35 protein-coding genes are annotated in these 24,879 nt (G+C 69.3%); 23 read left to right on the forward strand and 12 right to left on the reverse strand.

The window, feature by feature from the left end; genetic code table 11:
* Nucleotides 1-34: 34 nt before the first annotated feature.
* Nucleotides 35-844 (reverse strand): outer membrane protein assembly factor BamD, encoded by an 810-nt coding sequence (locus tag OM513_RS10235; RefSeq protein WP_264944099.1) that lies wholly within the window; start codon nucleotides 842-844, stop codon nucleotides 35-37.
* Between the two features lie 120 nt (nucleotides 845-964).
* Between OM513_RS10235 and OM513_RS10240 the strand changes: the two genes are divergently transcribed.
* Both OM513_RS10240 and OM513_RS10245 read left to right on the forward strand, forming a co-directional pair.
* The gene (locus OM513_RS10240) at nucleotides 965-1,789 is read left to right on the forward strand and encodes a class I mannose-6-phosphate isomerase (RefSeq protein WP_264944100.1); all 825 of its coding nucleotides are present in this window, start codon (nucleotides 965-967) and stop codon (nucleotides 1,787-1,789) included.
* A gap of 76 nt (nucleotides 1,790-1,865) precedes the next feature.
* On the forward strand, nucleotides 1,866-2,435 hold the full coding sequence (locus tag OM513_RS10245; RefSeq protein WP_264944101.1) for a glycine zipper 2TM domain-containing protein: 570 nt from the start codon (nucleotides 1,866-1,868) through the stop codon (nucleotides 2,433-2,435).
* Nucleotides 2,436-2,564: 129 nt separating this feature from the next.
* Here OM513_RS10245 and OM513_RS10250 read toward each other — a convergent pair whose 3' ends face one another.
* A complete protein-coding gene (locus OM513_RS10250) occupies nucleotides 2,565-2,792 on the reverse strand; it encodes a hypothetical protein (protein ID WP_264944102.1) in 228 nt (75 codons plus the stop codon).
* Nucleotides 2,793-2,941: 149 nt separating this feature from the next.
* Here OM513_RS10250 and OM513_RS10255 point away from each other — a divergent pair, with 149 nt between their 5' ends.
* The 8 genes from OM513_RS10255 to OM513_RS10290 all read left to right on the forward strand — a co-directional run bounded on the left by OM513_RS10255 (nucleotide 2,942) and on the right by OM513_RS10290 (nucleotide 8,008).
* A complete protein-coding gene (locus tag OM513_RS10255) occupies nucleotides 2,942-3,664 on the forward strand; it encodes a hypothetical protein (RefSeq protein ID WP_264944104.1) in 723 nt (240 codons plus the stop codon).
* A 70-nt stretch (nucleotides 3,665-3,734) separates the two neighbouring features.
* Nucleotides 3,735-4,112, forward strand: coding sequence for a fluoride efflux transporter CrcB (gene crcB, locus OM513_RS10260; RefSeq protein ID WP_264944106.1), 378 nt, complete (start codon nucleotides 3,735-3,737; stop codon nucleotides 4,110-4,112).
* Nucleotides 4,109-5,221 carry an RluA family pseudouridine synthase gene (locus OM513_RS10265; RefSeq protein ID WP_264944107.1) on the forward strand — a complete coding sequence of 371 codons (1,113 nt, stop codon included), beginning with the start codon at nucleotides 4,109-4,111 and terminating at the stop codon, nucleotides 5,219-5,221. The genes crcB and OM513_RS10265 overlap by 4 nt, the downstream gene beginning before the upstream one ends.
* Complete coding sequence (locus tag OM513_RS10270) at nucleotides 5,221-5,835, forward strand: FMN-binding negative transcriptional regulator (protein ID WP_264944108.1); 615 nt, start codon at nucleotides 5,221-5,223, stop codon at nucleotides 5,833-5,835. Before OM513_RS10265 ends, OM513_RS10270 begins: the two co-directional genes overlap by 1 nt.
* 50 nt (nucleotides 5,836-5,885) lie before the next feature.
* On the forward strand, nucleotides 5,886-6,386 hold the full coding sequence (locus OM513_RS10275; protein ID WP_264944109.1) for a hypothetical protein: 501 nt from the start codon (nucleotides 5,886-5,888) through the stop codon (nucleotides 6,384-6,386).
* A gap of 16 nt (nucleotides 6,387-6,402) precedes the next feature.
* Nucleotides 6,403-7,062: an HAD-IA family hydrolase gene (locus OM513_RS10280; RefSeq protein WP_264944110.1), complete on the forward strand. Its 660-nt coding sequence runs from the start codon at nucleotides 6,403-6,405 to the stop codon at nucleotides 7,060-7,062.
* Nucleotides 7,059-7,316: a hypothetical protein gene (locus tag OM513_RS10285; RefSeq protein ID WP_264944111.1), complete on the forward strand. Its 258-nt coding sequence runs from the start codon at nucleotides 7,059-7,061 to the stop codon at nucleotides 7,314-7,316. The genes OM513_RS10280 and OM513_RS10285 overlap by 4 nt, the downstream gene beginning before the upstream one ends.
* Nucleotides 7,313-8,008: an ATP12 family chaperone protein gene (locus OM513_RS10290; RefSeq protein WP_264944112.1), complete on the forward strand. Its 696-nt coding sequence runs from the start codon at nucleotides 7,313-7,315 to the stop codon at nucleotides 8,006-8,008. The genes OM513_RS10285 and OM513_RS10290 overlap by 4 nt, the downstream gene beginning before the upstream one ends.
* On the opposite strand, the gene OM513_RS10295 is transcribed toward OM513_RS10290, so the two are convergent.
* From OM513_RS10295 to OM513_RS10325, 7 genes are all read right to left on the reverse strand, one after another.
* Nucleotides 8,005-8,577 carry a hypothetical protein gene (locus tag OM513_RS10295; protein WP_264944113.1) on the reverse strand — a complete coding sequence of 191 codons (573 nt, stop codon included), beginning with the start codon at nucleotides 8,575-8,577 and terminating at the stop codon, nucleotides 8,005-8,007. The genes OM513_RS10290 and OM513_RS10295 overlap by 4 nt on opposite strands.
* Before the next feature lie 10 nt (nucleotides 8,578-8,587).
* Nucleotides 8,588-9,241, reverse strand: coding sequence for a guanylate kinase (gene gmk / locus OM513_RS10300; protein WP_264944114.1), 654 nt, complete (start codon nucleotides 9,239-9,241; stop codon nucleotides 8,588-8,590).
* Nucleotides 9,242-9,340: 99 nt separating this feature from the next.
* Nucleotides 9,341-9,529 (reverse strand): hypothetical protein, encoded by a 189-nt coding sequence (locus tag OM513_RS10305; protein ID WP_264944115.1) that lies wholly within the window; start codon nucleotides 9,527-9,529, stop codon nucleotides 9,341-9,343.
* A 59-nt stretch (nucleotides 9,530-9,588) separates the two neighbouring features.
* Complete coding sequence (fumC, locus tag OM513_RS10310) at nucleotides 9,589-10,980, reverse strand: class II fumarate hydratase (RefSeq protein WP_264944116.1); 1,392 nt, start codon at nucleotides 10,978-10,980, stop codon at nucleotides 9,589-9,591.
* A 160-nt stretch (nucleotides 10,981-11,140) separates the two neighbouring features.
* Nucleotides 11,141-11,689: a DUF2846 domain-containing protein gene (locus OM513_RS10315; RefSeq protein WP_264944117.1), complete on the reverse strand. Its 549-nt coding sequence runs from the start codon at nucleotides 11,687-11,689 to the stop codon at nucleotides 11,141-11,143.
* The gene (locus OM513_RS10320) at nucleotides 11,676-12,182 is read right to left on the reverse strand and encodes a hypothetical protein (RefSeq protein ID WP_264944118.1); all 507 of its coding nucleotides are present in this window, start codon (nucleotides 12,180-12,182) and stop codon (nucleotides 11,676-11,678) included. The genes OM513_RS10315 and OM513_RS10320 overlap by 14 nt, the downstream gene beginning before the upstream one ends.
* A 331-nt stretch (nucleotides 12,183-12,513) precedes the next feature.
* Nucleotides 12,514-12,999: an SspB family protein gene (locus OM513_RS10325; RefSeq protein ID WP_264944119.1), complete on the reverse strand. Its 486-nt coding sequence runs from the start codon at nucleotides 12,997-12,999 to the stop codon at nucleotides 12,514-12,516.
* Nucleotides 13,000-13,121: 122 nt separating this feature from the next.
* Between OM513_RS10325 and hisB the strand changes: the two genes are divergently transcribed.
* The 9 genes from hisB (at nucleotide 13,122) to OM513_RS10370 (ending at nucleotide 18,821) form a co-directional block, all read left to right on the forward strand.
* Nucleotides 13,122-13,709, forward strand: a complete 588-nt coding sequence (hisB, locus tag OM513_RS10330; RefSeq protein ID WP_264944121.1) for an imidazoleglycerol-phosphate dehydratase HisB — start codon at nucleotides 13,122-13,124, stop codon at nucleotides 13,707-13,709.
* On the forward strand, nucleotides 13,709-13,993 hold the full coding sequence (locus OM513_RS10335; RefSeq protein ID WP_264944122.1) for a YciI family protein: 285 nt from the start codon (nucleotides 13,709-13,711) through the stop codon (nucleotides 13,991-13,993). Before hisB ends, OM513_RS10335 begins: the two co-directional genes overlap by 1 nt.
* On the forward strand, nucleotides 13,990-14,592 hold the full coding sequence (hisH, locus tag OM513_RS10340) for an imidazole glycerol phosphate synthase subunit HisH (RefSeq protein ID WP_264944124.1): 603 nt from the start codon (nucleotides 13,990-13,992) through the stop codon (nucleotides 14,590-14,592). Before OM513_RS10335 ends, hisH begins: the two co-directional genes overlap by 4 nt.
* Nucleotides 14,580-15,332 carry a 1-(5-phosphoribosyl)-5-[(5-phosphoribosylamino)methylideneamino]imidazole-4-carboxamide isomerase gene (gene hisA / locus OM513_RS10345; protein WP_264944126.1) on the forward strand — a complete coding sequence of 251 codons (753 nt, stop codon included), beginning with the start codon at nucleotides 14,580-14,582 and terminating at the stop codon, nucleotides 15,330-15,332. The genes hisH and hisA overlap by 13 nt, the downstream gene beginning before the upstream one ends.
* Nucleotides 15,329-16,087, forward strand: coding sequence for an imidazole glycerol phosphate synthase subunit HisF (gene hisF, locus OM513_RS10350; RefSeq protein ID WP_264944128.1), 759 nt, complete (start codon nucleotides 15,329-15,331; stop codon nucleotides 16,085-16,087). The genes hisA and hisF overlap by 4 nt, the downstream gene beginning before the upstream one ends.
* 44 nt (nucleotides 16,088-16,131) lie before the next feature.
* Entirely contained in the window at nucleotides 16,132-16,341 is a 210-nt protein-coding gene (locus OM513_RS10355) for a hypothetical protein (RefSeq protein WP_264944129.1), read from the forward strand.
* 47 nt (nucleotides 16,342-16,388) lie between these two features.
* Complete coding sequence (locus OM513_RS10360) at nucleotides 16,389-16,703, forward strand: phosphoribosyl-ATP diphosphatase (protein WP_264944131.1); 315 nt, start codon at nucleotides 16,389-16,391, stop codon at nucleotides 16,701-16,703.
* Between the two features lie 111 nt (nucleotides 16,704-16,814).
* Entirely contained in the window at nucleotides 16,815-17,192 is a 378-nt protein-coding gene (locus OM513_RS10365; protein ID WP_264944132.1) for a histidine triad nucleotide-binding protein, read from the forward strand.
* Nucleotides 17,193-17,261: 69 nt separating this feature from the next.
* Nucleotides 17,262-18,821 carry an amino acid permease gene (locus OM513_RS10370; protein ID WP_264944133.1) on the forward strand — a complete coding sequence of 520 codons (1,560 nt, stop codon included), beginning with the start codon at nucleotides 17,262-17,264 and terminating at the stop codon, nucleotides 18,819-18,821.
* Nucleotides 18,822-18,921: 100 nt separating this feature from the next.
* Here the strand turns inward: OM513_RS10370 and OM513_RS10375 are convergent, their stop codons facing one another.
* The gene (locus OM513_RS10375; RefSeq protein ID WP_264944134.1) at nucleotides 18,922-19,920 is read right to left on the reverse strand and encodes an adenosine kinase; all 999 of its coding nucleotides are present in this window, start codon (nucleotides 19,918-19,920) and stop codon (nucleotides 18,922-18,924) included.
* 55 nt (nucleotides 19,921-19,975) lie between these two features.
* Here OM513_RS10375 and OM513_RS10380 point away from each other — a divergent pair, with 55 nt between their 5' ends.
* Nucleotides 19,976-20,668, forward strand: a complete 693-nt coding sequence (locus OM513_RS10380; RefSeq protein ID WP_264944135.1) for an EI24 domain-containing protein — start codon at nucleotides 19,976-19,978, stop codon at nucleotides 20,666-20,668.
* Nucleotides 20,665-21,078 carry a hypothetical protein gene (locus tag OM513_RS10385; RefSeq protein WP_264944137.1) on the forward strand — a complete coding sequence of 138 codons (414 nt, stop codon included), beginning with the start codon at nucleotides 20,665-20,667 and terminating at the stop codon, nucleotides 21,076-21,078. The genes OM513_RS10380 and OM513_RS10385 overlap by 4 nt, the downstream gene beginning before the upstream one ends.
* 42 nt (nucleotides 21,079-21,120) lie before the next feature.
* Here the strand turns inward: OM513_RS10385 and OM513_RS10390 are convergent, their stop codons facing one another.
* Together OM513_RS10390 and queG are read right to left on the reverse strand one after the other, a co-directional pair.
* On the reverse strand, nucleotides 21,121-21,492 hold the full coding sequence (locus OM513_RS10390) for an energy transducer TonB (RefSeq protein ID WP_264944139.1): 372 nt from the start codon (nucleotides 21,490-21,492) through the stop codon (nucleotides 21,121-21,123).
* A gap of 16 nt (nucleotides 21,493-21,508) precedes the next feature.
* A complete protein-coding gene (gene queG, locus OM513_RS10395) occupies nucleotides 21,509-22,639 on the reverse strand; it encodes a tRNA epoxyqueuosine(34) reductase QueG (protein ID WP_264944140.1) in 1,131 nt (376 codons plus the stop codon).
* 41 nt (nucleotides 22,640-22,680) lie between these two features.
* Here queG and OM513_RS10400 point away from each other — a divergent pair, with 41 nt between their 5' ends.
* Nucleotides 22,681-23,601: an ABC transporter ATP-binding protein gene (locus OM513_RS10400; RefSeq protein WP_264944141.1), complete on the forward strand. Its 921-nt coding sequence runs from the start codon at nucleotides 22,681-22,683 to the stop codon at nucleotides 23,599-23,601.
* Nucleotides 23,598-24,824, forward strand: a complete 1,227-nt coding sequence (locus tag OM513_RS10405) for an ABC transporter permease (RefSeq protein WP_264944142.1) — start codon at nucleotides 23,598-23,600, stop codon at nucleotides 24,822-24,824. Before OM513_RS10400 ends, OM513_RS10405 begins: the two co-directional genes overlap by 4 nt.
* Nucleotides 24,825-24,879 lie beyond the last annotated feature (55 nt).

The following is a 24,879-nucleotide window of genomic DNA, read 5'->3' on the forward strand; positions in this document are numbered from 1 at the left end:
ACCGGAAACGGAACAGCCGTCTTGCGCGCGCCGTTCAGTTTGCCGCCGCAGGCTTGGGCTGCAGCTTGTCCGCATTCTGCTGCATCAGCTTGTAGGCGCGCTCATACCAGTCGGTGCCGGGATAGTTGGCGCCCAGCACTGCGGCGGCCTTGTTCGCTTCATCGGGCAGGCCGAGCGCCAGATAGGTCTCGGTCAGCCGCATCAGCGCCTCGGGCGCGTGGGTGGTCGTCTGATATTGGTCGACGACGGTGCGGAAGCGCATCGAGGCGGAGAGCCACTGGCCGCGGCGCTCATAGAAGCGGCCGACTTCCATCTCCTTGCCCGCCAGGTGATCGCGCACCAGATCGATCTTCAGCCGCGCGTCGGCGGCGTAGCGCGAGTTCGGGTAGCGGCGCGTGAGCTCGCCCAGCGCGTCCAGCGCCTGCTGGGTGATCTTCTGGTCGCGGGTGACGTCGCTGATCTGCTCGTAATAGGAGATGCCGACCAGATAATAGGCATAGGGCGCGTCGCGGTTGCCCGGATGGACCGCCAGGAAGCGCTGCGCAGACTGGATCGCCTGCGAATAATTGCCGTCGAGATAATAGCTGAACGCGCCCATGAGCTGCGCGCGGCGGGCCCACACCGAATAGGGGTGCTGGCGCTCCACCTCGTCGAACAGCGCGGCCGCCACCTTGTATTGCTTGCGGTCGAGCCGCTCCTTGGCCGCCGTGTAGAGCGTGCCCACGTCGCGCGCGACATAGGGGATGTCGGATCGCGCGCCGCGGCGGGCGCAGCCGCTGAGCGTGGGAATTGCGACGGCGGCGATCAGCACGAGCGCGATCGTGCGGGGGGCGGGTATACGCATGGGACGGTTGCTTAGCCCAGCGTTGGGGCGGCAAACAATCCTTTTCGCGGCGCGATTGCGGCGGATCGCGGGACGGTCCGGATGCGTTAGAATGACACAGCCGAATCGGAAGCGAGCCAGATGACCGCCACGCTGCTCACTACCCACCGCGTCGAGAAGCCCTGGGGGCGTCATCGCCTGTGGCCGGGCTTCGCCGATCCCGCGCCGGACGGCGAGCCGGTCGGCGAGGTCTGGTTCCAGGAACCGGGCAACACGGCGCCCGATCTGCTGATCAAATATCTGTTCACCAGCGAGAAGCTGTCGGTCCAGGTCCATCCCGATGATGCCCAGGCCCACGCCCGCGGGCTGCCGCGCGGCAAGGACGAATGCTGGGTAATCCTGGATGCCGAGCCCGATTCGACGATCGCGCTGGGCACCAGGCAGCCGGTGGACCGTGCCACGCTGAAGGCGGCGGCGATCGACGGATCGATCGAGGCGCTGCTCGACTGGAAGCCGGTGAAGGCCGGCGACTTCCTCTATTCGGCGTCGGGCACGATCCACGCGATCGGCGCGGGGATCACGCTGATCGAGGTGCAGCAGAACAGCGAGACCACCTACCGCCTCTACGACTATGGCCGCCCGCGCGAGCTGCACCTGGAGGATGGCGTGGCGGTGTCCGATCCCGTACCCTTCGTGGCGCCGCCGATGCCCGGCGAGGTGGCGCCGGGCCGCACCATCCTGGTCGAAGGGCCGAAGTTCGTGCTGGAGCGCTGGCCGGGCGGCAGCCGGGACGTGGCGCTGCCCGAAGGTATGACGGGCTGGCTGGTGCCCGTGACCGGCGAAGGCGTGGCGGACGGTGTCGCCTGGCGGGCGGGCCAGTGCCTGGCGATCACCGGCAGCACGCGAATCGACGCTGCGCCGGGCAGCGACCTGCTGTTCGCCTATCCCGGCGAACGGCGCGTCTGAACCGGCGCGGGCGGACGAAACCAGGCGGCACCCGCGATCGTTGCACCCCCCGTTCGAAACGAACGAGGAGGTAACCATGCGTATCCTGATGGCCGCGGCGGCCGCCGCCGTGGTGCTGCCCGCGCTCCCGGCGATGGCCCAGACGCCGCGCCAGGAATATGGCCGCAACATGCGCGAGGTGCAGCGCGATTGCGCGCGCGACCTGCGCGATGCCGACAACCGGCGCGAATACCGCCGCGAACAGCGCGATTGCGCAAAGGACATGCGCGAGGTGCGCCGCGAATATCGCCGCGACGTGCGCGACTGGAACCGGGATCGCCATAACTGGCGGAGCTGGAGCTATTACGACTGGAACCGCCCGGCCTATGGCGGAACCTATTGGGCCGACGATTTCTATCGCGACGGCCGCTATTACCGCGATCGCCGGCTGAGCCGCAGCGACCGCGTCTATCGCGGGCGCGACGGGCGCTATTATTGCCGCCGTTCGGACGGCACGACCGGCCTGATCGTGGGCGGCGCGGCGGGCGCGCTGTTCGGCAACGCGCTGTCCAACGGCCGCAACGCCACGCTCGGCACGCTGCTGGGCGCCTCGATCGGCGCTTCGCTGGGCGTGGCGATCGATCGCGGCCAGGTGCGCTGCAGCTGAGCCGTCGGAGCTTGTTTCAGCAAGCTGAAACGGTTGCGGCGCCGGCCCGCTCCCCCGCCCGGCGCCGATTCAGCGAAGCTGAAAACGAATCCGGCGGAGGGAGCCCGGCCCGGCCGGGCTCCGCCGCGATCAGATGATGCCGCCGGTCAGGAACAGGCGCAGCCCGCTGACCAGGATGATCACCAGGTTCAGGTTGCGGCCCGCGTTGCTGTCGGACATGGCGCCCACCGCCGCGCCGACGATGGCGATCGGCAGAGCGATCCAGTTGAGCAGCGGGACGAAGGGGATCGGGATGATCCCCACCAGCGCGATCGGCAGCGCGATGATTCCGATCAGGATCGAGATGATGTTCAGCATGTCAGCACCATGTCCTCTCATTGGTGTGTTGGCAAGATAAAACACCCGCTCAGCCGTTCATGGTTACCGCGATCTTTGCCTGATAACCATAGCCGCCAACCCGATCTTAACCTTCCCGGCGGATACCGGACGCTCTCGGAGTGTGCCGAATGATCCGCCAGCTTGGCTTTATCCTGTTCGTGTTTCTGCCGCTCGCGCTCGCCGGTTGCGCGCGCGATCCGATCGATTCGGCAGGCGAAGGCAATGGCGTCGATCCCGCGGTGGCGAGTGCGCTCCAGGACCAGATCATGGTCGATCCCGCGCTGGGCCAGCAGGCCAATGGCGATGCCGTGCGCCCGCCCGGCCAGCCCTATTCGGCGGGCGTGCCTGCCGATGGCGTTGCGGCCGGCGGCGGCGGCAACGACGGCGATCTGATGCGCGCGCCCGATCCCGTGCAGTCCGCGGGCGGATGCCAGCAGTGCAGCTCCGCGCGCGACGCCGCGACGCTGGGCGGGCTCGCCGAGCGGCAGAAGGCGGGCGGCATGGGCGGCTGCGCGGCTTCGATCGAATATTCCGCCACCTGGGCGCAGCGCCTGCCCGCGGACATCCCGCTCTATCCCCAGGCCCGCGTGACCGAGGCGGCGGGCAGCAACAACGGCAAGTGTGCGCTGCGCGCGGTCAGCTTCTCCTCGCCCGCGCCGATGCAGACGATGCTCGACTGGTATTACACCAAGGCGGTGCGCGCCGGGTACACCGCCGAGCATCAGGCGGACGGCAACGAACACGTCCTGGGCGGCACGCGCGATCGCGACGGCGGCGCCTATGTGCTGTTCATGACCCCGCGCCAGGACGGCGGCACCGACATCGATCTGGTGGCCAACAACGGCGTCTGATCCCGGGCCGGGCTCCGGCCCGAGGGCACGGGATTTGTGCGCCGCCCCGTTCCGCGCTAACCGCGCGCTCATGCCACATCTTCTTCTCGTCATGCTCGGCGGCGCGATCGGCGCCGGCGCGCGGCACCTTACCGGGCGCGCGATGCTCGCGCTGCTGGGGCCGGGCTATCCCTGGGGCACGCTGGCGGTGAACCTGGCCGGCGGCTTCCTGATGGGCCTGCTGGCCGGCGGCGTATCGCGCATCCCGGGCGGCGGCGAGCAATGGCGGCTGCTGCTGGGCGTGGGCGTGCTGGGCGGGTTCACCACCTTCTCCGCCTTCTCGCTGGAGGTGATGCTGATGCTGGAGCGCGGCGAATGGCTGGGCGCGGCGGGCTATATCCTTGCCTCGGTCGCGGGCGCGGTGGCCGCGCTGGCGGCGGGGCTGGCCGTGATGCGGGCCGTGGCATGAGCGCGTCCAAGGATCCCGGCGCCGTCCGCCAGTTCACCGTCGCCGCCGACGACGACGGCATCCGGCTCGATCGCTGGTTCAAGCGGCATCTGGCCGATGTCAGCTTCAACATCGTGTCGCGCTGGGCGCGCACCGGCCAGCTCCGCGTCGACGGCGCGCGCGCGCAGCCGGGCGACCGCGTGACCGAGGGGCAGGTGATCCGCGTGCCCCCTGCCGAGCCCGCCCCCGCCGCAGCGCCAGCCCGCGCGAAGCCGCAGCGCCCGCCGCTCAGCGAGGAACAGACCGCCTTCGCGCGCGAGATGGTGGTCCACCGCGATCCCGCCGCGATCGTGATCAACAAGCCCCCCGGCCTCGCCACCCAGGGCGGCACCAAGACGCACGACCATGTCGACGGCCTGCTCGACGCGCTCCAGTTCGAGGCGGAGGGGCGGCCCAAGCTGGTCCACCGGCTGGACAAGGACACCTCCGGCGCGCTGCTGCTGGCGCGGACGGCGCGCGCGGCGGCGTTCTTCTCCAAGCATTTCTCCGGCCGCAGCGCCCGGAAGGTCTATTGGGCGCTGGTGGTCGGCGTGCCCGATATCGAGGACGGCATCATCGATCTCCCGCTCGCCAAGCAGCCGGGCACGGGCGGCGAGAAGATGCATGTGGACGAGGCGGAGGGCCAGCCCGCGCGCACCCGCTATCGCGTGATCGAACAGGCGGGCACCCGCGCCGCCTGGGTCGAGCTTCAGCCCTTCACCGGGCGCACCCACCAGCTTCGCGTGCATATGGCTGCGATCGGCCACCCGATCGTGGGCGACGGCAAATATGGCGGGCAGGATGCGTTCCTGACCGGGCGGATCAGCCGCAAGATGCATCTCCACGCCCGCCGCATCCGCATCGATCACCCCGATGGCGGCAAGATCGACGTCACCGCAGCCGTCCCCGCCCATTTCGCCGAATCGATGGAGACGCTGGGGTTCGAGGAGGCCGCGGGCAACGCCATGCCGCTGGATGACGGCCCCCCGCCCGCCACGCGCGAGCAGAAGAAGGCCAAGGCCCGCGCCCATGCCAAGACGGTGCGCAAGGAACGGCGCGGCGAGCGGCGCAGCCGCGGCACGAAGCGCTGATGCACCCCAACGGCCTGTTCCGCTGGGAGGATCGCGCGGAGATGCGCGATTATGTCGCCGCGCTCGGCTTCGGCGCGCTGTTCGCGGCCACGCCGGACGGGCCGCGCGTCGCGCATGTGCCTGTGGTGTGGCTCGACGATTCGACGCTGGGGCTGCACCTGTCGCGCGGCAACGCGCTGGCCCGCCACCTGGACGGCGCAACCGCGCTGTTCACCGCCTTCGGCCCCGACGGCTATGTCAGCCCGGACTGGTATGGGCTGGGCACGGACGAGGTGCCGACCTGGAACTATGTCGCGGTCGAGCTTGAGGGCACGATCCGGCGGATGGACCGCGAGCAGCTTCGCGCCCAGGTCGACGCGCTGAGCCACGCCAACGAGGCGCGGCTGGCCCCAAAGCCCGAATGGACCAGCGCCAAGATGGACGCCTTGCGGCTCGATCAGTTGCTGGGCGCCATCGCCGGTTTCCGGCTGGAGGTGCAGGCGTGGCGCGGCACCCGCAAGCTGGGGCAGAACAAGCCCGCCGCCGCGCGCGAAGCCGCCACGGATGCGCTCGAGGCGCAGGGCCGCCGGGCGCTGGCGCACTGGATGCGCAACGCGGGCACCGCGGCGAGTTGATCGCGCGGCGCTTCGCCGCCATGGTGGCGCGGCAAATTCCAGGAGGTCCGATGCCCCGCCGACTAGCCGCCGCCCTTGCCGCAGCCCTGCTGTTCCCATTCCCCGCGCTCGCGCAGCCGATGGAGAATGTCGGCTCATGGTCGGTGTTCGAGAACCCCGACAACTGCCGCGCGATCACCGATCTGGACGACGGCACGACGGCCATCTTAACGCTGCGTTCCGACGGGGAGGAGACCGACCTGGGCCTGACCGCCTCCCCCGCCTTCGACGTGGAGGACGACGAGGTGGAGTATATCAGGATCGAGCTGCTGGCCGGCCGGACGCTGCTGGGCGACTGGCGCGCGACCTATTACGAGCCCTTCAGCGACGACATGGACGCGCGGCACGAGACCGAGAAGGGCAGCGTCCTGCTCGGCCCGCTTGCCCGCGCCGATCGCATCCGCGCGACGCTGAACGGCGCCACGCTCCTTGAGATGGCGCTGAAGGACACCGCCGCGCTGGTCCCGGCGATCAAGGACTGCGTCGCCCGCGTCGACGCGGCGGCGCCGTGACGCCGCACGCGCCGCGATGACGCGGCTCGCCGTCTTCGATTGCGACGGAACGCTGGTCGACAGCCAGGCGAACATCTGCCGCGCGATGGAATCCTGCTTCGCCGCGCACCGGATGGAACCGCCCGATCGCGCCGCGATCCGCGGCATCGTGGGGCTCAGCCTGGTTCCCGCGATCGCCCGGCTGCTGCCCGATGCGGACGCCGCGCTGCATGCCGCGATGGCGGAGGAATATAAGCGCGCCTTCTTCGCGATGCGATCGAACAACGCGCTCGATCCGGAGCCGCTGTTCGACGGCGTGGCAGCGGCGATCGACGCGCTGGAGGGCGCCGGCTGGCTGCTGGGCGTTGCGACCGGCAAGTCCGACCGCGGGCTGGCCGCCGTGCTGGAACACCACGGCATCCGCCACCGCTTCGTGACGCTGCAAACCGCCGATCGCCACCCCTCCAAGCCGCACCCGTCGATGCTGGAGGCGGCGATCGCCGAAGCCGGATCGGCCGCGGACCGCTGCGCGATGATCGGCGACACCAGCTTCGACATGGCGATGGCGCGCGCGGCCGGCGCGCATGCGATCGGCGTCGCCTGGGGCTATCACAGCCCCGGCGAACTGGCGGACGCGGGCGCGCATCGCGTGGCGGCGCACGCCGATCAGCTCGCCGCGATGCTGGAGGACCTATGACGACCCCGCCCGAACCCGAAGCGCGCGATACCGATACGGTGGCGCGCAACCGCTATCTGGCGATGAACGCGGTCAACATCCTGGCCGTGGCCGGGGCGGTGTTCGGGCTGGTGATCGCCGGGCGCGCGCAGCGATGGGAGCTGACCGTGCTGGGCGGCGCGATCCTGCTATCCTCGCTATGGATGATGGCGGTGGTGCCCCGCGCGATGGCGCGGCGCTGGCGCACGCCGCCGGAGCAGCCGGCCGACCAATGAGACGTTTCTGGAAGAAGGTGGAGACCGTCCCCGGCGAGGACGGCGGATACGCGCTGCTGCTGGACGGTAAGCCGGTGCGCACGCCCGGCCGCGCGCCGTTGGCGCTGCCCACGCCGCAGCTTGCCGAAGCGGTGGCGGAGGAATGGCGCGCGGTGGGCGAGGCGGTGGACCCGCGCGCGATGCCGCTGACCGGCCTGGCCAACGCCGCGATCGACCGTATCGCCCCGGCGCGCGAAGCTTTCGCGGCGGGGCTGGCCAAATATGGCGAGAGCGACCTGCTCTGCTACCGCGCGAGCGATCCCGCGCCACTGGTCGCGCGGCAGGCGGCGCATTGGGACCCGCTGCTCGACTGGGCACGCCGCCGCTACGACGTGCATTTCGAGGTCGCGGCCGGGGTCATCCACAGGCCCCAGCCGGAGGCGACGCTGGCGCGGCTCCACGATGCGGTGGCGGCGCTCGATCCCTTCCGCCTCGCCGGGCTCAGCCATGTCGTGACGGTCAGCGGATCGCTGGTCGGCGCGCTGGCACTGGCAGAGGGTCAGGCGAACGGCGAAACGCTGTGGCGCGCGGCGCAGGTGGACGAGGACTGGCAGGTCGAACATTGGGGCGACGATCCCCATGCGCTGCGCACGCGCGAGGCGCATCAGGCCGATTTCGAGGCGGGCGTCCGCTTCCTGTCGCTGCTGTCCTAATATCCCTGCGCCGGCCCCACGTCGGGCTGGGGCAGGAACCAGCGGGCGAAGATCACCCCCGCCACGCCCCAGGCCGCGACATCGGCAACGAAGGCGAAGGTCCAGTAGCGCCAGGGCGCATGGTTGAACACCGGCTGGCCGATGTCGCTGTATCCGGCCACCGCCACGGCGACGAGCAGCACCAGCTTCACCCGGTCGCCAAATCCCAGATGTGCGCCCGCGATGCGCAGCCCCAGCCCCATCACGAAGCCGCAGACGATCGCCAGCACCAGGCCCCAGAGCAGCGCCTGGGTGTCGAACGCCGGAAAGCCCGCGTTGGTGAACTGCACGATCGCCACCGGCCCCTGGGCGTGGAGCACCGTGCCGATCTGGGTATCGGGCGACGGCACGGCATAGACGCCGGTGCCCGTGGGGCCGAGCGTGGTGCGCAGCGCCTGTTGCAGCGTCGCCTGATTGGCCTCCGATGCGGCGGTGAAGGGAATCCAGCCCAGCAGCGGCCCCCAGAAGATGAAGCCGACGACCCACATCGCCAGCCCCGCCGCGAAGCTGCCCAACACAAGCCGCCGCATCTGCGCCTCCCTATCTCTTGTTCAGCCCCCGGATGAACCCGATCAACCCCGTCTGGCGCGAACGCCTGAGCCGTTCCGCGCGCAGGATGGTATGCACGCTTTCATAGCATTGCTCGACGTCCTCGTTGACGAGGACATAGTCATAGCCGTCCCAATGGCTCACCTCGGCCTCGGCGCGGGCCATGCGGGCGTCGATGACATCGGGCGAATCGGTGCGCCGGTTCACCAGCCGCTCGCGCAGGATCTTCAGCGACGGCGGCAGGATGAACACGCGCACCACATCGCCGCCCGCGAGCTGGAAGAGCTGCTGCGCGCCTTGCCAGTCGATGTCGAACAACACGTCGCGGCCGGACGAAAGGATCGCGTCCACATGCGCCTTGGGCGTGCCGTAGCGGTGGTTGAACACATGCGCCCATTCGAGGAACTCGTTGTTCGAGACCATCGCGCGGAACTGTTCGAGATCGACGAAGTGATAGTCCCTGCCGTCCTCCTCGCCCGGGCGCGGCGGGCGGGTGGTGTAGGAAACCGACATCTCGAGCTGCGAATCGGCGGCGAGCAGCTTGCGCGCGATCGTCGACTTGCCGGCGCCGGAGGGCGAGGAAAGGACGAACAACACCCCGCGGCGCTTGAATCCGTGCGGGTCTGTCTCGGTACGATGGGGCATGGGCGCTAGTGGCGTGGGAGGGCGCCCCGCGTCAAGCGGAGAGCTCATCCGCCCCGGCCCTGAATCGCCCCGAAATCGCGCGGGTGCGGCCCTGCGCGCTCAGCCCTTGCGCCTGCCGCGCAGGAATCGCGCGCCCGCGATCGCACCGCCGGCCAGCAACGCCACGGGCAGGAAACGCCGGCCCAGCGAATAGGCCGCCACGCCCGCGATCGCGCCCAGCGGCCCGCCCTTGCCGTCGCGCCGGTCGATCCGGCTGCCGATCCATCCCGCGATTGCCTTGCCGATCATGCGAAACTCCCTGAAAGCTCAGGCAAGAATCGCACGAACGGCGTCGGCGGTTCCGCGGATCAGCGGCCGATCATCGTTTCCGGGCGGACATACTGGTCGAACGTCGCCTCATCGACCAGCCCGAGCGCCAGGCCGCTCTCCTTCAGCGTCAGCCCCTTCTCATGCGCGTTCTTGGCGATCTTGGCGGCGTTGTCATAGCCGATCGCGGGCGCCAGCGCGGTGACGAGCATCAGCGATCGATCGACCAGTTCCTTGATCCGCGCCTCGTTCGCCTGGGCGCCGTCCACCGCGCGCTCGGCGAAGCTCACCATGCCCACCGACATCAGCTCGATCGAGCGCAGCACGTTCGATCCGATCAGCGGCTTGAACACGTTGAGCTCGAAATGGCCCTGCATGCCGCCGACGGTGACGGCGGTGTGGTTGCCGATCACCTGGGCTGCAACCATCGTCAGCGATTCGCTCTGCGTCGGGTTCACCTTGCCCGGCATGATCGAGCTGCCCGGCTCGTTCGCCGGCAGGTCCAGCTCGCCCAGGCCCGAACGCGGGCCGGAGCCCAGCAGGCGGATGTCGTTGGCGATCTTGGTCAGCGACACCGCCAGCGTGTTGCACACGCCGGAGAGGTTCACGAGCTGGTCCTTGGTGGCCAGCGCCTCGAACTTGTTCGGCGCGGTGACGAAGGGCAGGCCGGTGATCTTCGCGATCTCCGCCGCCACATCCTCGGCATAGCCCGGGGGCGAATTGAGCCCGGTGCCCACCGCCGTGCCGCCCAGCGCCAGCTTGAAGATGTCGAGATCCAGCACCGATGCGAAGCGCGCCTTCGCCGATTCGAGCATCGCGGCATAGCCGGAGAATTCCTGGCCCAGCGTCAGGGGCGTCGCGTCCTGCAGGTGGGTGCGGCCGATCTTGACGATGTGATCCCACGCCGTGACCTTCGCCTGGAGCGAGGCGTGCAGCGTATCGAGCGCCGGATAGAGCTTCATCGTCACGGCGCGCGCGGCGGCGATATGCAGCGCGGTGGGGAAGCTGTCGTTCGACGATTGCGCCATGTTGACGTGATCGTTGGGATGGATCGGCGATTTGCCGCCGCGCTGGCCCGTCAATATCTCGTTGGCGCGGCCCGCGATCACCTCGTTGACGTTCATGTTGGTCTGGGTGCCGCTGCCGGTCTGCCAGATCACCAGCGGGAACTGATCGTCCAGCTTGCCGTCGACGATCTCCTGCGCGACCCGGTCGATCACCTCGGCGATCTTGGGGTCCAGCCCGTGCTTCACGTTCACCCGCGCGGCGGCCTGCTTCACGATCGCCTGGGCGTGGACGATGCCCAGCGGCATGCGCTCCATCGCGCCGAACGGGAAGTTCTGGATCGAACGCTGCGTCTGCGCGCCCCAATAGCAATCGGCGGGAACTTCGATGGCGCCGATCGAATCGGTTTCGGTGCGGGTGTTGCTCAAGCTTACCTCCTTGGCCCCGTGACAGCGGGAGTCGCCGCGCCCTGTAGCGGCTGCATCCCGGCGATGCCAGCGGGAGGGGGGCACGCGCGTGCCACCCGGGTAAGCTTACGATACTCTTGGCGATCGCGGCGGGGGGCGAGGGCCACCCGCCGCGATTGCGTCAGGGCTGCGGGTTTTCCGGCGCGGGAGCCTCAGCGACCGGGGCGGGGCCAGCAAGCGCGGCCGCCACCTGCTCCGGACGGAGCGCGCCTTCGCCCGGCCCCATGTCGTCGACATCGACCATCTTGAGGTTCTTGGTGCCGCGGAACTCGACCTCGGTCGCCGGGCGGATGTCGGGACGGCCGACCATGATACCCATCTTGATCTTGCACGAAGCATATTGGGTTTCGTCGGCCTCGACCTCAAGCGCGAGCACGTCCTTGGCCTCGCTCTTCACGCTGAATTCGTGCCGGCCGGGTTCGGCCACCATGATGAAATACTTGCCCGCGCCGAGCGAGCTGACCTTCTGGCCCTTTTCGTTCACCGAACAGCCGACGGCAAAGCCCATGCCCCCGGGGCGGAAGAAGACGATCTGCCCCTTGCCCGGCGGCGGCGCGGGAATCGCGATCGGCTCGCTCTTGGCCTTCTCCTTGGCCTGGGCGGCAGCGAACTGCGGCGCCGCGAGGGTGGCGAGCGTGATGACGGCAATCGCCGGCTTACGGAACTTCATTGGCATTTCCTTCCACTGAGGATGTGTTTTCAGGCGCGTTGCCCGCGGCCGGGACCGGAGGCGCCACTGCGACGGGAGTAGGAAGCGGCAGTACGAATGCCTCGGCGGTTTTGGCCTCGGCCACGCGGCCTGCGGGAACCGTGACTTCACCGCCCTTGATAAGGAAGCCAATCAGCGCGACCGGCAACGGGCTTGCGGCACTCGCAAGGTTCATCGCGTTGACCGTATTGATCCGAGACTCTCCGACCTCGGTCAGCCGAAGACTGCGGAGGCGGAGCCGGCGCGCACCGATGTCGAGGTAGCGCGCGGCAAGCACCAGTTCGCCTGCGCCGCCGCCGCCGCCGTTCTTCTTGGCATGGACAACCTCGCCCATGCCGGTCACACCGGCAGGGATAATCTCTCTGCCGCCGACAAGGATCGGCTCAGCCAGGCGGATCGGAAAGGTATCGCCGGATTTGCTGACCTTGCTGCCCAGCGGCGCCAGTATCTCCAATCTCACCAGAGTGAGCGCGGGGATGGTGACGCAGCCCTCGCACGTCGCGTCCGCAGGCGCCTGCCGCACTGGCTCGCCAGCCGTAGGCGGTTGCGCCTCCTGGACCGCGGCACGCAGCTCCCCGGCAAGCGGCCCCGCGCACAGCCCGGCTATCGCCGCGCACCCAATAAATATTTGCAGAAACAAGAACAGTCCCCCCGAACTACCGTCGGCTTAGTTCGACCCGCAGGTTTCCGCAAATAGATTCGAAGCGGTCACTATTGCGCCACTAGCGCAACGAAATGCGCCAGGATCATTACTTCAGCCAACGGCATCGCCGCGCGGCCCGCGTCTACTTCTTGCGCTTGAAATCCACCGAGACGACGTTGGACCCGTCCTCCACCGGAGCGGCGGCGGGAGGGGCGTCGTTTTCCGCCTCGTCATGCGGGCCGGGGCCGTCGGGGCCTTCCTGCGCCTGGAAGCGCAGCTCGAAATTCACCGCCGGATCGTGGAAGCCCGTGATCGCCGAGAAGGGGATCGTCAGCGTGGCGGGCACCTGGTTGAAGCTGAGGCCGACCGAGAACTTCTCGCCGTCCACCTTCAGGTCCCAGAAACGGTGCTGGAGCACGATCGTCATCTCGTCCGGGAAACGCTCGATCAGCCGCTGGGGAATATCGACCCCGGCGCCATGCGTCTTGAACGTGATGTAGAAATGATGCGAGCCGGGCAGCCCGCCCGTCTGCGCGACCGATCCCAGCACGCGGCCGACCACGGCACGGAGCGCCTCCTGGACGATCTCGTCATAGGGAATCATGCTGTCTGGCACGGTGCCGTTCATGGCCCCTTGGGTAGCGGATGGCGCTTGCGGGTCAACAAGATTGCGCAGCGCGGGCGATCGGGGCGCATAACATTGCGCGCTCGCGATTGCGCCCGCCCGCACAGGCGCTATGTGCGCCATCCATGCGCACCGCCACGATCAGCCGCAAGACGAGCGAGACCGCGATAGACGTTACCGTCAACCTGGACGGCACCGGCGCCTACAGCGTCTCCACCGGCATCGGCTTTTTCGACCATATGCTCGAACAGCTCAGCCGCCACTCGCTGATCGACATGGACATCCGCACGATCGGCGATCTGCACATCGACCAGCATCATACGGTGGAGGACACCGGCCTTGCGATCGGCGAGGCGATCCTGCGCGCGCTGGGCGACAAGAAGGGCATCCGCCGCTATGCCGACGCGCTTTCGCCGATGGACGAGACGCTGACGCGCGTCGCGATCGACATCTCCGGCCGGCCCTATTGCGTGTTCAACACCGCCTTCACCCAGAAGCGGCTGGGCGAGATGGACACCGAGATGTTCGAGCATTGGTTCCAGAGCTTCGCCCAGGCGGCGGGCATCACGCTGCACGTCGAGACGCTGTACGGCACCAACAACCACCATGTCGCCGAAAGCTGCTTCAAGGGCCTGGCCCGCGCGCTGCGCGAGGCGGTGGAGATCGATCCGCGCAAGGCGGGCATGGTGCCGAGCACCAAGGGAGTGCTGTGATGATCGTCGCGACCGTGCGTTACCTGGCCGCCCCCGAAGCCGTCGCCGCGCTGCGCGAGCCGCATGTCGAATGGCTTAAGGACGCGATCGCCGAGGGCCGCGTGCTCGCCGCCGGGCGCCAGGTGCCCCCGGTGGGCGGCATGATCCTGGCGCGCGGCACGATCGACGCGGTGCGCGCCTGGTCCGCAACCGATCCGTTCGTCACCGGCGGCGTGGCCGAATATCTGCTGACCGAAGTGGCCGTGACGCTGGTGGCGCCGGGGCTGGAGACGCTGGCGCCATGAGCGTCGCGCTGATCGATTACGGCGCGGGCAATCTCCATTCGGTCCACAATGCGCTGAAGGCGGCGGGCGCGCGCGACGTGGCCGTCACCGCCGATCCCGATGCCGTGCTGGCCGCGGAGCGCGTCGTGCTGCCCGGGGTCGGCGCGTTCGGCGCCTGCGCGGGCGGGCTGCGCGCGATCCCGGGCATGGTGGAGGCGATCGAGCAGCGCGTGCTGCGCGGCGGCGCGCCCTTCCTGGGCGTGTGCGTGGGCATGCAGTTGCTGGCGGAACATGGCGAGGAGCTGGGCACCCATGCCGGGCTCGGCTGGTTTTCGGGCGCGGTGCGCGCGATCGCGCCGCGGCCCGGCATCCGCGTGCCGCACATGGGCTGGAACGACGTCACCCCCACCCTGCCCCACCCGCTGATCGTGCCGGGCGAGGCCTATTTCCTCCACGGCTTCGCCTATGAGGGCGAGGGCGTGGTGGCGATCACCGGCCACGGCGGCCCGGTGACCGCCGCGATCGCGCGCGACAATATCGCGGGCGTCCAGTTCCATCCGGAAAAAAGCCAGCGCTATGGCATCGCGCTGCTCGAAAGGTTCCTGTCATGGCGTCCGTAGGCCAGGTTTCGCGCCTGAAGATCTTTCCCGCGATCGACCTGAAGGCCGGGCAGGTCGTGCGCCTGGCCGAGGGCGATATGGCGCGCGCCACCGTCTATGGCGACGATCCGGGTGCGCAGGCGGCCGCCTTTGCCGCGGCCGGCAGCGAATATCTGCATGTGGTGGACCTGGACGGCGCCTTTGCGGGCGAATCGGTGAACGGGCGTGCGGTGGCCGATATCCTGGCCCGGTTCCGCGGCAAGGTTCAGCTCGGCGGCGGCATCCGCACGCTCAAGTCGGTCGAGGGCTGGCTGGCGCTGGGCGTCGACCGCGCCGTGATCGGCACCGCCGCGCTGGAGAACCCCGATCTGGTGAAGGAAGCCGCCCGGCTGCACCCCGGCCGCATCGTGGTGGCGGTGGACGCGCGCGACGGCATGGTCGCGACGCGCGGCTGGGCCAATGTCACCGATGTGGCGGTCGCCGATCTCGCCCGCCGCTTCGAGGACGCGGGCGTGGCCGCCCTGCTCTTCACCGATGTCGGCCGCGACGGGCTGCTCAAGGGCTGCAACGTCAAGGCCACCGTGGCGCTGGCCAAGGCGGTGCGCATCCCCGTGATCGCCAGCGGCGGCGTGAGCAACCTGGGCGATATCGAGGCGCTGGCCGGCCATGTGAAGGACGGCGTCGAAGGCGTGATCACCGGCCGCGCGCTCTATGACGGCCGCCTCGACCTGGCCGAGGCGCTGAAGGTGGCGAAGGCGTGACCGTCCGGGCGCGCGTGATCCCCTGCCTCGACGTGGCCGAGGGCCGCGTCGTCAAGGGCGTCAACTTCGTCGAGCTGCGCGACGCGGGCGATCCCGTCGAGCAGGCGCGCGCCTATGACGCCGCCGGCGCCGACGAGCTCTGCTTCCTGGACATCACCGCCAGCCATGAGGCGCGCGGCACCATCCTGGACGTGGTGCGCCGCACCGCCGAGGTGTGCTTCATGCCGCTCACCGTCGGCGGCGGCGTGCGCAGCGTGGAGGATGCGCGCGCGCTGCTGCTCGCCGGGGCGGACAAGGTGGCGGTGAACTCCGCCGCCGTCTCCCGGCCCGAGGTGGTGAGCGAGATCGCCGAGCGGATGGGCAGCCAGTGCGTCGTCGCTTCGATCGACGCGCGCCGGTCGGGCGATCACTGGGAGGTGTTCACCCACGGCGGCCGCCGCCCCACCGGAATCGACGCGGTGGAGCATGCGCTGCGGCTCGCGGCGCTGGGCGCGGGCGAGCTGCTCGTCACCTCGATGGACCGCGACGGAACGCGCGGCGGCTTCGATCTGGAGCTGACCCGCACCATCGCCGACCAGGTGGCCGTGCCCGTGATCGCCAGCGGCGGCGTGGGCAATCTCCAGCACCTGGTCGAGGGGATCGTGGAGGGCCATGCCTCCGCCGTGCTGGCCGCGTCGATCTTCCACTTCGGCGAGGCGAGCATCGCCGACGCGCATGCCGCCCTGGCGGCGGCGGGGATACCCGTGCGGCGCTGATCCGCCTTAACGCTTCCCCAATCCGCGCGCGCTAGACCCTCGCCATGCGCCGGACCATCGCCCCCGCCCTTGCCCTGCTGGCCCTCGCCGCCATTGCCGCGCCCGCGCTGGCGGTGGCGCCGCATTCGGGCGCGATCGCCACCCGTTCGATGCCGGAGCTCTCCGATTTCCTGCTGTTCGCGGTCGCGGTGGCGGGCGTGTGGCTGGCCCGCCGGGCGCTGCGCGCGCGCTTCCGCCGCATTCCGAAGGATTGACAGGCCCAAGGATTGACAGGCGCGCGCCGCTCCCGCAGCGCACCGTCATGGACCCGCTCGACGCCCTGGAAGCCGTGATCCGCGAGCGCCGCGGCGCGGACCCCTCCACCTCCTATGTCGCCAAGCTCAGCGCGCGCGGCCGCGCCAAGATCGCGCAGAAGCTGGGCGAGGAGGCGGTGGAAACCGTGATCGCCGCCATCGCCGACGACCGCGAGGAGCTGACCAAGGAGGCCGCCGACCTGGTGTTCCACCTGCTGGTCCTGCTCGCCGACGCCGGCCTCTCCCTCGCCGACGTCCGCGCCGAACTTGCCCGGCGCGAGGGCGTGTCCGGGATCGCGGAGAAGGCATCGCGCCCCGCCTGAATCTCCCCTTCCGCTTGCGGGAGGGGTCTGGGGAGGGCATGGCGCGAACGCCCCGGCGGGAACCGTGGAGGACACCCCTCCCCAAACCCCTCCCGCAGGCGGGAGGATCGCATGCCCATCGACGCCACCCAGCCCTATGACGACCAGAACATCTTCGCGAAGATCCTGCGCGGCGAGATTCCGTCGAAGAAGGTGCATGAGGACGATCACGCCCTCGCCTTCCACGACATCAATCCGCAGGCGCCGCACCATATCCTGGTGATCCCCAAGGGCCCCTATGTCTCGTGGGACGATTTCAGCGCGCGGGCTTCGGAGGCGGAGATCGCTGGCTTCGTGCGCGCGGTGGGCAAGGTGGCGCGCGACCTGGGTTTCGTCGAGCCCGGATACCGGCTGCTCGCCAATGTGGGACTGAACGGCCACCAGGAGGTTCCGCACCTGCACATCCACCTTTTCGCGGGAAGGCCGCTGGGGCCGATGCTGGCGCGATAGGGGATTGCGCCGCCCCCATTTGCGACTAGGCTCCGCGCCACTCTTCATCCGGCCATTGGGGGATCATTGATGGCTTCGGCACCCAATAAAAGCATCATCGGGCGCATGTTCGCCCGCAAGACGATCGCGCAGGTGCAGCGCGAGACCGAGTCCAGCGAGCTGAAGCGCACGCTGGGCAAGTGGAACCTGCTGCTGCTCGGCGTCGGCTGCATCATCGGCGCGGGCATCTTCGTCCGCACCGGCAGCGCGGCGGCGCTGCACGCCGGCCCGGCGGTGCTGCTGTCGTTCGTCGTCGCGGGCATCGTCTGCGCGTTCGCCGGCCTCTGCTATGCGGAGCTTTCGTCGACGCTGCCGGTTTCCGGATCGGCCTATACCTATGGCTACACCACGCTGGGCGAGTTCGTCGCCTGGGTGATGGGCGCGCTGCTGCTGCTCGAATATGGGCTGGCGGCCTCGGTCGTCGCGGTGGGCTGGGGCGGCTATGTCGTCAGCCTGCTGGCGGACTTCGGCCTTCACATACCCGCACAGCTCACCGGCCCGGCCGGATACACGCTGATGAAGGACGGCGCGCCCGTGCTGGTCGACGGCCAGACGGTGACGACGATCTTCAATCTGCCCGCCTTCCTGATCTGTCTCGCGCTCGCGGCGCTGCTGGTGCTCGGCGTCTCCGAATCGGCGAAGGTCAACAACGTGATCGTCGCGATCAAGGTGAGCGTGCTGACCGCGTTCATCGTCGTCGGCGGCCTGATCGTGCTCTCCAACTTCTCCGAACTGGCTGCCAAGAACTGGGTGCCGTTCATTCCGGAGAACCAGGGCGACGGCAAGTTCGGCGTCGACGGCATCATGCGCGCGGCGTCGATCGTGTTCTTCGCCTATATCGGCTTCGAAGCGGTCTCCACCGCGGGCCAGGAGGCGCGCAACCCCGCCAAGGACATGCCGTTCGGCATCATCGGATCGCTGGTGGTCTGCACCGTGATCTACATGCTGGTCGCCGCGGTTATGACGCTGCTGGTGCCCTATTCGTCGCTCAACGTGCCCGATCCGGTCGCGGTGGTGGTGGACAGCTTCGGCGAAAGCTGGAGCTGGCTGGCCAAGACGATCAAGGTCGGCGCGATCATCGGCCTCACCTCGGTCGTCCTGGTGCTGATGTATGCGCAGACCCGCATCTTCTACACCATGGCGCGCGACGGCCTGCTGCCCAAGGTGTTCAGCCACGTCCATCCGAAGTTCAAGACGCCCGCGCTCAACACCGTGCTGGTGGGCGTCATCACCGCGGTGGCGGCGGGCTTCTTCGACATCAACGTGCTGGGCGACATGACCTCGGTCGGCACGCTGGCGGCCTTCGCGATCGTCTGCCTCTCGGTGATCTACCTGCGCCGCGCCGCGCCGGAGCTTCCGCGCGGGTTCAAGGTGCCCTTCTATCCGGTGCTGCCGGTGCTGGGCATCCTTTCGTGCGTGTACCTGATCACCACCGTGCCCTGGGACGTCCTCAAGTTCTTCCTGTGGTACATGCTGGGCGGCGTCGTGCTCTACTTCGCCTACGGCATCTGGAACTCGAACCTGCAGCATGGCGAGCCGCAGGACCCGGGACCGGAGATGCACGAGTTCCCCGGGCCGGTGGAGGACTGATCCCTTCCCGCCCGCGGGCACCCAAAGCAAAGGGCCGGAGGATCGCTCCTCCGGCCCTTTTCCTTTTCCGGCCCGGCTTCGGCGCCGGGGAGGGGAGGTCTCAGCCCAGCCGGGCGGCGGCCAGTTCCTTCAGGTCCGCTTCCGGGCGGGCGCCGTAGTGCTGGATGATCTCGGCCGCGCACAGTGCGCCGAGCTTCAGCGACTTCTCGATCCCCAGCCCCTGCGCCTGGCCGTGCAGGAAGCCCGCGGCGAACAGGTCGCCCGCGCCGGTGGTGTCGATCACCGCCTCGATCGGCTCCGCGGACACCGTGACGCGCTCGTCGCCGACCAGCGCGATCGCGCCCTTCTCGCTGCGCGTCACCACCAGCACGGGCACCTTGCCGTGGATGTGCGCCACCGCGCTTTCGAAATCCTCATGCTCGCACAGCGCGAGCAGTTCGTTTTCGTTGGCGAACAGGATGTCGATCAGCCCATCGGCGATCAGCGCGCGGAAATCGCCGCCATGGCGCGAGATGCAGAAGACGTCGGAGAGCGTGAAGGCCACCTTGCGGCCGTTGGCGCGCGCGATCTCGATCGCCTTGCGCATCGCCGCGCGCGGCTCCTCCGGATCCCACAGATAGCCCTCCAGATAGAGGATCGCGCCGCTGGCGATCAGATCCTCGTCCAGCGCGCTGGCGGGCAGGAACTGCGACGCGCCCAGGAAGGTGTTCATCGTGCGCTGGCCATCGGGCGTGACGAAGATCAGACAGCGCGCGGTGGTCGGCGCGCCGGCGCGCGGGGCGGTGTCGAAATCGACGCCGGCCGCGCGGATATCGTGCGCGAACACCTCGCCGAGCTGATCGTCGGCCACCTGGCCGATGAAGCCGCAGCGGCCGCCCAGCGCGGCGATGCCCGCAACCGTGTTGGCCGCTGATCCGCCCGAAACCTCGCGCCCCGGCCCCATCTTGGCATAGAGCGCATCCGCCTCCTCGGGCGAGAACATCAGCGCCATTGAGCCCTTGGTCATGCCCTGTTCGACGATGAAGCTGTCTTCGGCCTGGGATAGAATATCGACGATCGCGTTGCCGATCGCGATGACGTCATAGGTGGGTGCGGTCACCGGCTGCTCCATTTTGGTTGCCTAGGCTGCCTAGGGACAGGCAAAGGAGAGCGCAATGTTGCATACATTCTTCCTTTCGCTGGGCCAGTTGCTCGATCGGCGGGTGGCGGCGGTGTTCGTGAAGTCGCTGCTGGTGACGCTGGTGATCTTCGCTGCCGCCGCGGTGGGCGTGTGGCTGGGGATGCACCGGCTGGCGGAGGGCTTCGCGGCGTGGCTGGGCGGGGCGCAGATGGCGCGCGGGCTGGCCGATGTCGGCACGATCGTGGTGCTGGCCTTCGCCTGCTGGCTGCTGTTCCGCGCGATCGCCGTGGCGGTGATCGGCATCTTCGCCGACGAGGTGGTGATGGCGGTGGAGGCCCGCCACTATCCCGGCGCCCATGCCGCCGCGATCGACGTGCCGTTCGGCCGTTCGCTGCTGATGGGGCTAGGATCGGCCGGGCGGCTGCTGCTGGTCAACCTGCTGCTGTCGCCGCTCTATATCGCGCTGCTGATCACCGGGGTGGGCACGGCGCTGGCCTTCTTCGCCGTGAACGCCTGGCTGCTGGGCCGCGATCTGGGGGACATGGTGGCCGCGCGCCACATGCCGCAGCGTGATCTGGCGGGCTGGCGCAAGCGGACGCGCTTTCGCCGCTTTGCGCTTGGCGCGATCGGCACCGGCATGTTCCTGGTGCCGGTGCTCAACCTGCTTGCCCCCGTGCTCGGCGCGGCGATGGCGGCGCATGCCTTTCACCTGGGGAGACGGAAATGACTCGGTTCGCGGCAATCGGGGCGCTGGCGCTGCTGCTGGCCGGATGCGGCGAGGCGCAGGTGGCACGCCCGTCCAGCGTGGCGGCCAAGCCCGCGCCCTATGTCCCCGTTCCCGGCGCGGTGAGCGGCACGGCGGCGCAGCCGGGCGCAGCCGCCGCGCTGCCCGCAAACGTCCGCGGCCAGGACGCGCGCGCGCTGATCGCCCGCTTCGGCAAGCCGCGCATCGACACGACCGAGGGCAAGGGCCGCAAGCTCCAGTTCCTGGGGACGAGCTGCGTGCTGGACACCTATCTCTACGCCGCCGCTGGCGGGCGCGAAGCGGTGGTCACCCATGTCGACGCCCGCCGCCGCGACGGCAATCCCGCCGACGAAGCCGGCTGCGTCGCCGCGCTTACGCGAACGGGATCCTGAGCCATCCCGTTCGCGCCCGGCCCGTCGCGGGCCGCGCGCGGATCAATAGTTGGAAGCCCTGAACTTGCTTTCCCAGGTGGAAGGCACGGCGTTGCCCTGCGCGTCGCGGGCGGGTTCGAACCGCGCGAGCTGGCGCATCAAGCGGCAGACCAGCGCGTCCATCTCCTCCACGCCGCTGGAATCGAGGATGGTGCATCCGGCAGGCACGCCCTGCGCGTCCACGGCAAGGCTGAACGCGACGACGCGCTTCTTTGGCCGGTGCATCCCCGTGAACGGAAGGAAATAGCCTTCATATCCCTTCAGCCATTCGCCCGCCTTGATAGGCGTCGGCGCCGCGGGCGCGGGCGCCTCCTGCGCCGCCGCGGGCATGGCAAGGGCAAGGAACAGCGTCAGCGGGACCGGTAACCGTCTCATCGCGCGCCTCCCAGGATCAGTCCGGCGATCCTGCCTGCCATTCCCCGCGCACGCAAGCATCGCCCTCCCCCGCCAGCCGCGCCGCGCGCTCCGCCGCCCAGCGCGCGGGATCGAGCCGGGCGAGCGCCCATACGGCCGCGCCCCGCACCTCCGGCGCCGGATCGCCGAGCAGCGCCGCCACCGGCCCGGCCAGCGCCGCGGCCCCGCTGTTGCCTGCGGCGATCAGGCAGTTGCGCACCATCCGGTCGCGCCCGATCCGCTTGATCGGCGATCCGGAGAACACCTGCCGGAACGCGGCATCGTCGAGCGCGAGCAGGTCCGCCAGCTCCGGCGCGGCCAGCTCGGCGCGCGGCGCGAAGGCCCGGTTGGCCTGTGCCGCCGCCGCGAACTTGTTCCACGGGCACACCGCCAGGCAATCGTCGCAGCCATAGATGCGGTTGCCGATCGCCCCGCGGAACTCCGCCGGGACCGGTCCCTTATGCTCGATCGTCAGGTACGAGATGCACCGCCGCGCATCTAGGCGGAAAGGCGCGGGAAAGGCATCGGTCGGGCACGCCGCCTGGCATGCCGTGCAGCTTCCGCAGCTATCCGCCCCCGCCGCGTCCGGCGCCAGATCGAGCGTGGTGTAGACCGCGCCCAGGAACAGCCAGCTTCCGTGCGTGCGGCTGACCAGGTTGGTGTGCTTACCCTGCCAGCCGAGGCCCGCCGCCTCCGCCAGCGGCTTTTCCATCACCGGCGCGGTATCTACGAACACCTTGAGCGGCGCGGGCGCCGCATCGGCCAGCCAGCGGCCCAGCGCCTTCAGCGCCTTTTTGACCACGTCATGATAATCCGCGCCCTGGGCATAGGCCGAGATGCGCCCGCGCCCGCCCTCCCCGGCCAGCGCCAGCGGATCGGCGGCGGGGGCATAGCTCATCCCCAGCGCGATCACCGATCGCACCTCCGGCCACAATCCGGCGGGGCTGGCGCGCTGCGCGGCGCGCTCCTCCATCCACAGCATGCTGCCGTGCATGCCCGCGTCCAGCCAGGCGCGCAGCCGTTCCCCGGCCAGCGGCGCGGCATCGGCACGCGCGATTCCGCAAGCGGCGAAACCCAATTCGGCGGCTTTGGCCTTTATTTGGGCCTCCAATGGCTTGTCTTGCGCCATAAGCGCCCGCTACCACGGGGACGCAACGGGAGGGACCCTGTTTGAGCGAAGAGCTGGCGGTCAGCGCCACCGGACTGGTGAAGGACTTCGGCGGCCGCCGCGTGGTGGACGGAGTCGACATCGCCGTCCCGCGGGGCCTCATCTATGGCGTGCTCGGTCCCAATGGGGCGGGCAAGACCACTACGCTGCGCATGCTGCTGGGCATCATCGAGCCCGATGCGGGCGAGCGGATGCTGCTGGGCCACCCGCGCCCGCGCGAGGCGAGCGACCAGGTCGGTTACCTGCCCGAGGAGCGCGGCCTCTATCCCGGCATGCGCGCGAAGGATGCGATCGCCTTCATGGGGGCGCTGCGCGGACTGCGCTGGAGCGAGGGGCGCCGCCGCGCCCGCACGCTGATGGAGGCGGCCGGGCTGGGCCACGCCGCCGACGACAAGATCCGCAAGCTTTCCAAGGGCATGGCCCAGCTTGTCCAGCTCCTGGGATCGGCGGTGCATCATCCCGATCTGCTGGTTCTCGACGAGCCCTTCTCCGGGCTCGATCCGGTCAACCAGGAGCGGCTGGAAAAGCTGATCCTGGCGGAGCGCGATCGCGGCGCCACGATCCTCTTCTCCACCCATGTCATGGCGCATGCCGAGCGGCTGTGCGACCGGCTGTCGATCATCGCGGGCGGCAAGGTGCGGTTTGAGGGCACCGTGGCGGACGCGCGCGCGAAACTGCCGTTCAAGGCGCATTACACCCCCCATCGCGGCGGCCCGGAACTGGCCGCACTGCTGCCGCCCGATGCGGAGCAGATCGACGGAAGCTGGAGCTTCACCGTGCCCGAGGAAGGGATAGAGGCGCTGCTGGTGCGGCTGATCGACGCGGGGCACGGCATATCGGGCCTTTCGATCGAGCGGCCGGGGCTGCACGACGCCTTTGTGCGGATCGTGGCAGAGGCGGGTGCCGCGGAGACGGTGGAATGAAGGTCTTCCTGCGCGGGATGCGCCAGGCATTCACGATCGCCCGCCGCGATTTCGCGGCCACGGTGTTCACGCCCACCTTCCTGCTGTTCCTGCTGGCCCCGGTCTTCATGATCGTCTTCGCGCTGGTCGGCGGGATGGGCGCGCGCGGCGCGGCGGAAAGCACCGACGCCCGCGAGCGGATGGTGGTGATCGCATCCTCATCGCGCGCGGCGGAGATCACCGCGATCGACAGCCAGTTGCGCAAGCTGTTTCCCTCCCGCGGCGACAACGCGCTGCCCGAACTGGTGATCGAGGCGCCCGCCAACGATGTCGCGGCCCAGGCGCGCGCGATGTTCGATTCGACCGAATATGATCTGACCGCGGTGCTCCACGGCCCGCTCGAGCGGCCCCGCATCCTGCGCGGCCCGCGCGACTATCGCGAGGCGAACTATCTGGCCGAGCTGGCCGAACAGGTGCTGCGCGTCGAGCGTTCGGGCGGCACCCAGCAATTGAGCCAGGCCGAAATCGCCGAGGTTTCGCGCGGCCAATCCTCGGTCAGCGGGCGCAGCCAGCTTGCCTATGTCGCGGTGCTGGGCATCTTCTTCCTGACGCTGATGCTGTCCGGCCAGGCGGTTGGGGCGATGGCGGAGGAGCGATCGAACAAGGTGATCGAGGTGCTGGCCGCCGCGGTGCCGCTGGAAAGCGTGTTCTTCGGCAAGCTGCTGGGCGCGTTCGGAACGGCGGTGCTGTTCGTCGCCTTCTGGGGCACGCTGCTGGGCAACCTGCCGAAACTGCTGCCGGCCAACTATGTCTCCGCCTTTTCGGAGCTGGGGGCGGCGGTGGGATATCCGCTGTTCCCGCTGCTGTTCGTCGCCTATTTCACCATGGCCTATATGCTGTTGAGCGCGGTGTTCCTGGGCGTGGGCGCGCTCGCTTCCACCCAGCGCGAGATCCAGATGCTGTCGCTGCCGATCACGATCATCCAGGTCGTGATGCTGGGCTTCGCCTCCTATGGCGCGATCGCGCCGAACAGTTGGGTGGCGATCGCGGCGCAGGTGTTCCCGTTCAGCTCGCCCTCCGCGATGGCGGCGCGGGCGGCCAATTCGCCGGAGATATGGCCGCATGTCGCCGCGCTGATCTGGCAGGCGCTGTGGGTGGGCATCACCGTGACCATCGGCGCGCGCGTGTTCCGCCGCGGCGTGCTCAAGTCCGGCAGCCCGCGGATACGGCTGCGGGGGCGATGACCGCGCGCTATTGACATTCATGTCAGTTGCGGTTCTCCTGCGCGCAAAAGGAGAG

The sequence above is a fragment of the Sphingomonas canadensis genome, assembly GCF_026013525.1.
Classification (GTDB): domain Bacteria; phylum Pseudomonadota; class Alphaproteobacteria; order Sphingomonadales; family Sphingomonadaceae; genus Sphingomonas; species Sphingomonas canadensis.

What these genes read in the sequence shown, in the direction of transcription:
- OM513_RS10235 (WP_264944099.1), bottom strand. Translation starts at nt 844, where the DNA reads ATGCGTATACCCGCCCCCCGCACGATCGCGCTCGTGCTGATCGCCGCC.
- OM513_RS10240 (WP_264944100.1), top strand. Translation starts at nt 965, where the DNA reads ATGACCGCCACGCTGCTCACTACCCACCGCGTCGAGAAGCCCTGGGGG.
- OM513_RS10245 (WP_264944101.1), top strand. Translation starts at nt 1,866, where the DNA reads ATGCGTATCCTGATGGCCGCGGCGGCCGCCGCCGTGGTGCTGCCCGCG.
- OM513_RS10250 (WP_264944102.1), bottom strand. Translation starts at nt 2,792, where the DNA reads ATGCTGAACATCATCTCGATCCTGATCGGAATCATCGCGCTGCCGATC.
- OM513_RS10255 (WP_264944104.1), top strand. Translation starts at nt 2,942, where the DNA reads ATGATCCGCCAGCTTGGCTTTATCCTGTTCGTGTTTCTGCCGCTCGCG.
- crcB (WP_264944106.1), top strand. Translation starts at nt 3,735, where the DNA reads ATGCCACATCTTCTTCTCGTCATGCTCGGCGGCGCGATCGGCGCCGGC.
- OM513_RS10265 (WP_264944107.1), top strand. Translation starts at nt 4,109, where the DNA reads ATGAGCGCGTCCAAGGATCCCGGCGCCGTCCGCCAGTTCACCGTCGCC.
- OM513_RS10270 (WP_264944108.1), top strand. Translation starts at nt 5,221, where the DNA reads ATGCACCCCAACGGCCTGTTCCGCTGGGAGGATCGCGCGGAGATGCGC.
- OM513_RS10275 (WP_264944109.1), top strand. Translation starts at nt 5,886, where the DNA reads ATGCCCCGCCGACTAGCCGCCGCCCTTGCCGCAGCCCTGCTGTTCCCA.
- OM513_RS10280 (WP_264944110.1), top strand. Translation starts at nt 6,403, where the DNA reads ATGACGCGGCTCGCCGTCTTCGATTGCGACGGAACGCTGGTCGACAGC.
- OM513_RS10285 (WP_264944111.1), top strand. Translation starts at nt 7,059, where the DNA reads ATGACGACCCCGCCCGAACCCGAAGCGCGCGATACCGATACGGTGGCG.
- OM513_RS10290 (WP_264944112.1), top strand. Translation starts at nt 7,313, where the DNA reads ATGAGACGTTTCTGGAAGAAGGTGGAGACCGTCCCCGGCGAGGACGGC.
- OM513_RS10295 (WP_264944113.1), bottom strand. Translation starts at nt 8,577, where the DNA reads ATGCGGCGGCTTGTGTTGGGCAGCTTCGCGGCGGGGCTGGCGATGTGG.
- gmk (WP_264944114.1), bottom strand. Translation starts at nt 9,241, where the DNA reads ATGCCCCATCGTACCGAGACAGACCCGCACGGATTCAAGCGCCGCGGG.
- OM513_RS10305 (WP_264944115.1), bottom strand. Translation starts at nt 9,529, where the DNA reads ATGATCGGCAAGGCAATCGCGGGATGGATCGGCAGCCGGATCGACCGG.
- OM513_RS10315 (WP_264944117.1), bottom strand. Translation starts at nt 11,689, where the DNA reads ATGAAGTTCCGTAAGCCGGCGATTGCCGTCATCACGCTCGCCACCCTC.
- OM513_RS10325 (WP_264944119.1), bottom strand. Translation starts at nt 12,999, where the DNA reads ATGAACGGCACCGTGCCAGACAGCATGATTCCCTATGACGAGATCGTC.
- hisB (WP_264944121.1), top strand. Translation starts at nt 13,122, where the DNA reads ATGCGCACCGCCACGATCAGCCGCAAGACGAGCGAGACCGCGATAGAC.
- OM513_RS10335 (WP_264944122.1), top strand. Translation starts at nt 13,709, where the DNA reads ATGATCGTCGCGACCGTGCGTTACCTGGCCGCCCCCGAAGCCGTCGCC.
- hisH (WP_264944124.1), top strand. Translation starts at nt 13,990, where the DNA reads ATGAGCGTCGCGCTGATCGATTACGGCGCGGGCAATCTCCATTCGGTC.
- hisA (WP_264944126.1), top strand. Translation starts at nt 14,580, where the DNA reads ATGGCGTCCGTAGGCCAGGTTTCGCGCCTGAAGATCTTTCCCGCGATC.
- OM513_RS10355 (WP_264944129.1), top strand. Translation starts at nt 16,132, where the DNA reads ATGCGCCGGACCATCGCCCCCGCCCTTGCCCTGCTGGCCCTCGCCGCC.
- OM513_RS10360 (WP_264944131.1), top strand. Translation starts at nt 16,389, where the DNA reads ATGGACCCGCTCGACGCCCTGGAAGCCGTGATCCGCGAGCGCCGCGGC.
- OM513_RS10365 (WP_264944132.1), top strand. Translation starts at nt 16,815, where the DNA reads ATGCCCATCGACGCCACCCAGCCCTATGACGACCAGAACATCTTCGCG.
- OM513_RS10370 (WP_264944133.1), top strand. Translation starts at nt 17,262, where the DNA reads ATGGCTTCGGCACCCAATAAAAGCATCATCGGGCGCATGTTCGCCCGC.
- OM513_RS10380 (WP_264944135.1), top strand. Translation starts at nt 19,976, where the DNA reads ATGTTGCATACATTCTTCCTTTCGCTGGGCCAGTTGCTCGATCGGCGG.
- OM513_RS10385 (WP_264944137.1), top strand. Translation starts at nt 20,665, where the DNA reads ATGACTCGGTTCGCGGCAATCGGGGCGCTGGCGCTGCTGCTGGCCGGA.
- OM513_RS10390 (WP_264944139.1), bottom strand. Translation starts at nt 21,492, where the DNA reads ATGAGACGGTTACCGGTCCCGCTGACGCTGTTCCTTGCCCTTGCCATG.
- queG (WP_264944140.1), bottom strand. Translation starts at nt 22,639, where the DNA reads ATGGCGCAAGACAAGCCATTGGAGGCCCAAATAAAGGCCAAAGCCGCC.
- OM513_RS10405 (WP_264944142.1), top strand. Translation starts at nt 23,598, where the DNA reads ATGAAGGTCTTCCTGCGCGGGATGCGCCAGGCATTCACGATCGCCCGC.